Raw genomic sequence first — 7,667 nt, 5'->3', positions numbered from 1 at the left:
CCGCGACGACCGGGACGACCGCGGCCCGCGCCGCGAGGGCGGCTACCAGAACCGCGACGACCGCGGCGGCTACCGCAAGGACGACCGCGACAGCGCTCCCCGGCGTGACGACCGCCCCCGTACCGGCGGCTATCCGCGCCGCGACGACAACCGCGGTGGTGGCGGCTACCAGCGTGACGACCGCGGCCCGCGTGAGAGTGGCGGCTACCGGGGCAGCGGCGACAAGGGCCCCCGCGAGGGCGGCTTCCGCAAGGACGACCGTGGTTTCAAGAACGACCGCGCGCCGCGTGGCGACGACCGCCGCGAGGGCGGTTACCGGCGGGACGACCGCGATTCCCGCGATGACCGCCCCCGCACCGGTGGCTACCCGCGCCGCGACGACCGGGACGACCGCGGCCCGCGCCGCGAGGGCGGCTACCAGAACCGCGACGACCGTCCCCGCACGGGTGGTTTCCGCAGTGATGACCGCGGACCGCGTGGCGATGACCGCCGTGGCGGCTATCAGCGTGACGACCGCGGGTCGCGTGACAGTGGTCCCCGCGAGAGCGGTTTCCGTGGTGACGCCCGTGGGTCGCGCGAGAATCAGCGTGAGGGCGGGTTCCGCAAGGATGACCGCGGGTCGCGCGACAGCGGTCCCCGCGAAGGCGGTTACCGCAAGGACGACCGCCGCGAAGGTAGCTATCGCAAGGACGACCGCGGATCGCGCGAGAACCAGCGTGACGGCGGGTTCCGGAAGGATGACCGCGGGTCGCGCGACAGCGGCTCTCGTGAGGGTGGCTACCGCAAGGACGACCGCGGGGCGCGCGACAGCGGCCCCCGTGAGGGTGGCTACCGCAGGGATGATCGTGGGTCGCGCACCGACGACCGCCGCGAAGGCGGCTACCGCAAGGACGACCGTGGATCGCGCGAGGGCGGTTACCGCAGGGACGACCAGGCTCCGCGTCGTGAAGGCGGCTACCAGGGGCGCAGTGAGGACCGCGGGTCGCGTGACAGCGGCTTCCGGGGTGACAACCGTGACGACCGTGGGCCTCGCACCACCGAACACCGTGCTGACCGCGCGCCCCGGCAGGAGGAGCGGCCGTCGGTCGGCCAGCCGGTTGAGGACGAGGTCGGGGCCGTCGGCGACGACTTCATCCGCGAGAACCTCGTTTCCGCTGAGCGCGGTTCCAGCGCGCCGGAGCGCGAGGAGGCCGCTGACGAGGCGGACGTGACGCCTGCCATCGCCAGTGAGCCGCAGGCGGACCCGGAGCCGTCGCGCTCCGAGGGCGCCGCTGTCGTCGAGGTGACCAGGCAGCCTGACCGGGACGACAGGGGGCCCCGGGAACCCCGGCGGTACAAGGACAACTGGGACCGGGACAGCCGCGACCGCGACGACGTGCGACCGGCCGAGGGCGGGCTGTTCGTGCCCGAGGGCATCGAGTACTCCCAGCTCGACGTCGACGCGCGGGCCGGGCTGCGCAGCCTGCCCAAGTCGCTGGCCGAGCTCGTGGGCAAGCACCTGGTGGCGGCGGGGATGCTCCTGGAGGAGGACCCCGAGCGCGCGCTCAAGCACGCCCGGTACGCCCGTGAGCGCGCGGCGCGGGTCGCCGTGGTTCGGGAGGCTGCGGGGATCGCGGCCTACCACGCCGGTGAGTGGTCCGAGGCGCTCTCCGAGCTGCGCGCGGTTCGCCGGATGAGCGGTGGCAGCACGCACATCGCCGTCATGGCCGACTGCGAGCGGGCGCTGGGCAGGCCGGAGCGGGCGCTGGAACTGGCCAAGGAGGCCGGGCCCGACGTCGACCCCGCCGTGGCCGTGGAGCTGCGGATCGTCAGCGCGGGCGCCCGGCGCGACATGGGCCAGCTCGACGCCGCCGTGGTGGCGCTGCAGGGGGCGGACCTCGACCCCCAGGTGCGCAAGCCGTGGAGCGCGCGCCTGTTCTACGCCTACGCCGACAACCTCGAGGCCGCGGGCCGCGACCAGGACGCCATCCGCTGGTTCCTCAACGCCGCCCAGGCCGACGACGACGAGGACACCGACGCCGCCGAGCGCGCGTTCGCCCTCGGCGCCGACGAGTCCGAGATCGCCGCGGCCCTCCCCGGCGAGACGATCGAGATCGACGAGAGCACCGACGCGGCCGCCGAGAGCGTGCCCGCGACCGCCGACCCGATCGAGAGCGGTGGCAGCACCGGCTCCCCCGAGGCCGGTGCTGCGCCTACGGCCGCTAACGCGGTCGAGGAGAGCGCCAAGATGGCCACCGACTCCACTGTGGACGTGTCGGCGGTCGAGAGCGACGGGAGCGCTGGCGCACCTGAGTCCGTCCCGGTCGCTGGGGCCGGTGGTGTGTCTGCGGCCGCTGACGTGGTCGAGGAGAGTGCTGCTGCGGTGCAGGCGGTCGAGAGCGACGGAAGTGCCGACGCACCCGAGGCTGTCCCGGGCGCCAAGACCGGGGACGTGCCCGCAGGCGCTAACGCGGTCGAGGTCGAGGAGAGCGCCGAGGCGGCCACCGAGTCCGCCGCGGTGGTCAAGGCTGTGCCCGCCGAGGGCTCGGCAGCGGAGGCGAACGCCGTCGGGGCGGCGTCGTCCGGGATCGAGTCGTCCGGGGTGGGGTCCTCGGCGCAGGAGCGGGGGACCGACCGGCGATGAGTGAGGGCCTGCTCGACCGCTACGACGCCCTGCTGTTCGACCTGGACGGCACCGTCTACCGCGGCGGGCAGGCCCTGCCCGCCGCGGCGGAGACCGTGGCGGCCGCGCACGCCAAGGGGGTCGCCGTTCGGTTCGTCACCAACAACGCGTCCCGGTCGCCCGTCGAGGTGGCCGAGCACCTGCGCGGCATGTCCGTGCGGGCCGACGTCGACGAGGTCAGCACCAGCGGGCAGGCGGCCGCCGCCGTCCTCGCCCGGGAGCTCGGGCCCGGCGACACCGTGCTGGTCCTGGGCACCGACGCGCTCGTGGACGAGGTCACCGCTGTCGGGCTCGTGCCCGTGCGGCGGTTCAGCGCCGGGGTCGCGGGTGTCGCGCAAGGGCTTTCGCCCAAGATGACGTGGGAGGACCTGGCCGAGGGGGCTCTGGCCATCCGTGCCGGGGCGCTCTGGGTGGCCTGCAACGTCGACCGGACGCTGCCGAGCGAGCGGGGGTTGCTGCCCGGCAACGGGTCGCTGGTGCACGCCATGCGGGTGGCCACCGACCAGGAGCCGGTCGTCGCGGGCAAGCCCGCCACCCCGCTGATGGACCAGTCGATCCGCTCGGCGGGGGCGAGCAGGCCGCTGGTGGTGGGCGACCGGCTCGACACCGACATCGAGGGCGCGGTCACCGCGGGCGTGGACTCGCTGCTGGTCCTGACCGGGGTCGCCACCGCCGCGACGGTGTTGGCCGCCGCCGCGCACGAGCGGCCGACCTACCTCGCCCAGGACCTCACCGCCCTCACCCAGCCTGCCGACGACCTGCTGGTCGCCGCGCGGCCGGGCTGGGCGGTCACCGCCGAGGGCGGGGCGCTCACTGTCGACGGCGACGGCGACCCGCTCGACCTGCTGCGCTCGCTGTGCGCGGCGCACTGGGCCGCGGGCGGTCCCGTCCCCCCGATCCGGGCGCGCTCCGACAGCGTCCGCAGCGCCCTGACCACCCTCGGTCTCGCCATCGGATAGCGTGAACCCGTGCAACCAGTGCCCCAGCCAGGACCGCCGGTCCCCGGACCGCCTGGGCCGCAGCCGGTCAGCGACGAGGCGATCGCCGAGGCGGTGGCCGGGCTCGACGGCCTCGACCAGCTCCCGGTCGACGAGCACGTGGCCAGGTTCGACGCCGTGCACGTGGCGTTGACCGCCGCGCTCGCCGCCATCGACAAGGTCTGAGCCGGTGCCCAGGAGGGCGCGGCTGGACGCGGAACTGGTGCGCAGGGGGCTCGCCCGCTCCCGCGACCACGCGTCGCAGCTCATCGCCGACGGCAGGGTGACGGTGCAGGGCTCGGTGGCGACGAAGGCGGCCACCGGGGTGGAGACCGCGGCCGCGCTGGTGGTCCGCGACGACGCCGACGACCCGGGGTGGGCCTCGCGCGGCGCGCACAAGCTCATCGGCGCGCTCGACGCGTTCGACCTGTCCCCGGACGGCAAGCGCTGCCTGGACGCGGGCGCGTCCACCGGCGGGTTCACCGACGTGCTGCTGCGCAGGGGCGCGCGGCAGGTCGTGGCCGTCGACGTGGGGCGCGGGCAGTTGGTGTGGCGGTTGCAGACCGACGACCGCGTGGTGATCATGGACAAGACCAACGCGCGCGAGATCACGCCGCAGGCCATCGGCGGCGAGGCCGCCATGGTCGTGTCGGACCTGTCGTTCATCTCGCTGCGCCTGGTGCTGCCCGCGCTGGCCGCCTGCGCCGCGCCGGACGCCGACGTCATCCCGATGATCAAGCCGCAGTTCGAGGTGGGCAAGGAGCGGCTGGGCTCGGGAGGGGTCGTGCGCGACCCCGGGCACCGGGCCGACGCCGTGCGCTCGGTGCTGCGCGCGGCAGGCGAGTCCGGGCTGCGGGTGCATGGGGTGGCGGCGTCGCCGCTGCCGGGGCCCGCCGGGAACGTGGAGTACTTCGCCTGGCTGCGCAAGGGCGAGCCGGTCGAGGACGAGCGGGTCGCGGCGATGGTGGCGGTCGCGGTCGAGGAGGGGCCACGGTGACCGCCGAGGTGGCGCCCGGCTCCGGGCGCGAGATCCTGCTGGTCGTGCACACCGGCCGGGTGGACAACCGGCGGGTCGCGGAGAAGGTCGCGGGCTGGTTCGGCGCGGCCGGGGTGGGGCTGCGCGTGCTCGACGACGAGGCCGAGGACCTGGACCCGTCCTGCTACAGCCGGGTGGTGCGGGTCGGGCCGACGGCCGCGGCGGGCGTGGAGCTGGTGTTCGTGCTCGGTGGCGACGGGACGTTCCTGCGCGCCGCCGAGCTGGCGCACCCGGCGGGCGTGCCGGTGCTGGGGGTCAACCTCGGGCACATCGGCTTCCTGGCCGAGGCCGAGTCCGACGCCCTGGCCGACGCGGTGCAGCGGGTGATCGATCTGCGGTACGTGGTCGAGGAGCGGATGACGGTGGACGTCACCGCGACCCTGGACGGCAAGGTCGTGGCCGACACGTGGGCGCTCAACGAGGCCAGCGTGGAGAAGAGCAGCCGCGAGCGCATCCTGGACGTGCTGATCGAGGTCGACGGCCGTTCGGTGTCGTCGTTCGGCTGCGACGGGGTGCTGTGCGCGACGCCGACGGGGTCGACCGCCTACGCCTACTCGGCGGGCGGGCCGATCGTGTGGCCGGACGTGCAGGCGATGCTGGTGGTGCCGAGCAACGCGCACGCGATGTTCTCCCGGCCGCTGGTGGTCAGCCCCCGGTCGCGGGTGGCGGTGGAGATCGCCCCGGACGGGCACGAGGCCGTGCTGTGCTGCGACGGGCGCCGCACGGTGGTGATCCCGCCGGGCGCGCGGATCGAGGTCAGGGGCGGTCGGACGCCGGTGCGGCTGGTGCGGCTCTCGAGCGGGCATTTCACCGACCGTCTGGTGGACAAGTTCGACCTGCCGGTGCACGGGTGGCGGTCGCGGTGACCTCGCTCACCCGCCCGCCCGGGTTCGCGGCGGTGCGCTGGGGATGGACGCTGCCGACTGACGGTGCGAGCAAGTAGGGTGCCCTCTGTGCTAGCCGAGATGCGCATCCAGGACCTCGGCGTCATCGACGAGGCCACGCTCGAGCTCCACCCCGGTTTCACGGTCGTGACCGGGGAGACCGGCGCGGGCAAGACGATGGTCGTCACCGGGCTGCACCTGCTGTCCGGCGGCAGGGGCGAGGCGTCGCGGGTCCGCAGCGGGAAGTCCAAGGCCTCCGTCGAGGGGCGGTTCGAGGGTCTGACCGGGACCCCGGCCGCGGTGACCGCCGCGGGCGCGGGCGCCGACCCGGAGGAGGACGGCAGCCTGATCGCGCTGCGCAGCGTGAACAGCGACGGCCGGTCCCGGGCGCACCTGGGCGGGCGGTCGGTGCCGGTGGGCGTGCTCGGCGAGCTGGCCGAGCAGCTCATCGCCGTGCACGGGCAGAACGACCAGCTCCGCCTGCTGCGCTCGAGCGAGCAGCGCGCGGTCCTGGACCGCTTCGCGGGCGACCCGGTCGGCGACGCGCTCTCGGACTACCAGCGGGTGCGCGACGAGTGGATCCAGGTCAGCACCGAGCTGGCCGACCGGACCGCGCGGGCCAAGGAGCTGGTGCGCGAGTCGGAGATCCTGCGGCTGGGCCTGGAGGAGATCGCCGCGGTCGACCCGCAGCCCGGCGAGGACGCCGAGCTGGTGGAGCGGGCCAAGCGGCTGGCCGACGCCGACCAGTTGCGCGAGTCGGCCACCGGGGCCTCCTACGCGGTCTCGGGCTCCCCGGACGGCGACCCCGACGTCCCGGGCGCGCTGGGTCTGCTCGGCGAGGCGCAGCGCAGGCTGGCGGGCTCCGACGACCCGCGGCTGCGCGAGCTGGAGCCGCGGCTGACCGAGGCCGCCGTGCTGCTGACCGACATCGGCGCGGAGCTGACCGCCTACCTCGACGGCCTGGACGCCGACCCGGCGGTGCTCGAGCAGGTCCTCGCCCGCCAGGCCGAGCTCAAGGCGCTCACCCGCAAGTACGCCGCGGACGTCGACGGGGTCCTGGCCTGGGGCCGCGACGCCGCGGCCAAGCTCGCCGGGATGGACACCTCCGAGGAGGCGCTGGCCGAGCTGGCCGCGCGCCGCTCGGCGCTGGCGGTGCGGCTGGCGGAGATCTCCACCGGGCTGACCGCCGCGCGCGTCGAGGCGGCCGACGCCCTGGCCAAGGCGGTCACCGACGAGCTGGGCGGGCTGGCCATGGGCCAGTCGAGCCTGCAGATCTCGGTGCGCCCGCGCCCGGCCGACGCGGGCGACCCGCTGGCGCTGGAGGTGGGCGGCGCGCTGCTGCACGCCGGGGCGGGCGGCGTGGACGAGGTGGAGGTGCTGCTCGTCGCGCACGACGGCGCGCAGCCGCTGCCCATCCACAAGGGCGCCTCCGGCGGTGAGCTGTCGCGGGTGATGCTGGCCATCGAGGTGGTCCTCGCGCACTCCGACCCGGTGCCGACCCTGGTCTTCGACGAGGTCGACGCGGGCGTGGGCGGTCGGGCGGCGGTGGAGATCGGGCGCAGGCTGGCCCGGCTGGCGCGCAGCCACCAGGTCATCGTCGTCACCCACCTCGCGCAGGTGGCCGCGTTCGCCGACCGCCACCTCATCGTCGACAAGGGTGTGCACGGCGGGGTCACCCGCAGCGACGTGCGCACCCTGGACGAGGGCGACCGGGTGGTGGAGCTGGCCAGGATGCTGGCGGGCATGGACTCCACCGAGACCGGCCGCGCCCACGCCGAGGAACTCCTGCACCTCGCCGAGGGCGAGAAGCACGACTGGGAGCTGACGGGCAAACCCCGCCCCACCAAGCGCAAGCGGCCCTAGGTGTGCTCGGCCATCAGGTCGGTGTCGGCGATTCGCGGGCTGGCGTCGCGGCGGACCGCTTCCGACTGTGCCTCGCAGCGCGTTGCGCGACGCGGCAGCTCGTGGTGACCGTGGCGTCTGAGCGGACACGTCGGGGCGGGGCGAACGGGTGGGGGACGGCACGAGAGAGTGAGGATCGATCACGGGTCGCCCGCCACCTGCGGTGACCGTCACTCGCCCGGTGGATGTCCCCGGCGTGTTGGGCC

At 75.0% G+C, this 7,667-nt stretch carries 7 protein-coding genes; 6 read left to right on the top strand and 1 reads right to left on the bottom strand.

Annotation, left to right across the window (positions count from 1 at the left end; all coding sequences use genetic code 11):
* Positions 1–1,045, bottom strand: a 1,045-nt coding sequence (locus tag GCL84_RS09235; RefSeq protein ID WP_197523117.1) for a hypothetical protein, incomplete at its 3' end; no start/stop codon positions are given.
* A gap of 162 nt (positions 1,046–1,207) precedes the next feature.
* On the opposite strand from GCL84_RS09235, the gene GCL84_RS29950 reads away from it, so the two are divergent.
* The 6 genes from GCL84_RS29950 to recN all read left to right on the top strand — a co-directional run bounded on the left by GCL84_RS29950 (position 1,208) and on the right by recN (position 7,422).
* The gene (locus GCL84_RS29950; RefSeq protein WP_235926103.1) at positions 1,208–2,623 is read left to right on the top strand and encodes a tetratricopeptide repeat protein; all 1,416 of its coding nucleotides are present in this window, start codon (positions 1,208–1,210) and stop codon (positions 2,621–2,623) included.
* The gene (locus GCL84_RS09225; protein WP_156754966.1) at positions 2,620–3,621 is read left to right on the top strand and encodes an HAD-IIA family hydrolase; all 1,002 of its coding nucleotides are present in this window, start codon (positions 2,620–2,622) and stop codon (positions 3,619–3,621) included. The genes GCL84_RS29950 and GCL84_RS09225 overlap by 4 nt, the downstream gene beginning before the upstream one ends.
* 9 nt (positions 3,622–3,630) lie before the next feature.
* Positions 3,631–3,825 (top strand): hypothetical protein, encoded by a 195-nt coding sequence (locus GCL84_RS09220; protein WP_156754965.1) that lies wholly within the window; start codon positions 3,631–3,633, stop codon positions 3,823–3,825.
* Between the two features lie 4 nt (positions 3,826–3,829).
* Positions 3,830–4,636, top strand: coding sequence for a TlyA family RNA methyltransferase (locus GCL84_RS09215; protein WP_156754964.1), 807 nt, complete (start codon positions 3,830–3,832; stop codon positions 4,634–4,636).
* The gene (locus GCL84_RS09210; protein WP_235926102.1) at positions 4,633–5,541 is read left to right on the top strand and encodes an NAD kinase; all 909 of its coding nucleotides are present in this window, start codon (positions 4,633–4,635) and stop codon (positions 5,539–5,541) included. The genes GCL84_RS09215 and GCL84_RS09210 overlap by 4 nt, the downstream gene beginning before the upstream one ends.
* Before the next feature lie 87 nt (positions 5,542–5,628).
* Entirely contained in the window at positions 5,629–7,422 is a 1,794-nt protein-coding gene (gene recN, locus GCL84_RS09205) for a DNA repair protein RecN (protein WP_197523121.1), read from the top strand.
* The last annotated feature ends 245 nt before the right edge of the window (positions 7,423–7,667 follow it).

The organism is Actinokineospora pegani, from assembly GCF_009745975.1.
Classification (GTDB): Bacteria; Actinomycetota; Actinomycetes; order Mycobacteriales; family Pseudonocardiaceae; genus Actinokineospora; species Actinokineospora pegani.
Note: the sequence above shows the minus strand (reverse complement) of the source record. Positions and strands in the feature narration are given on the sequence as shown.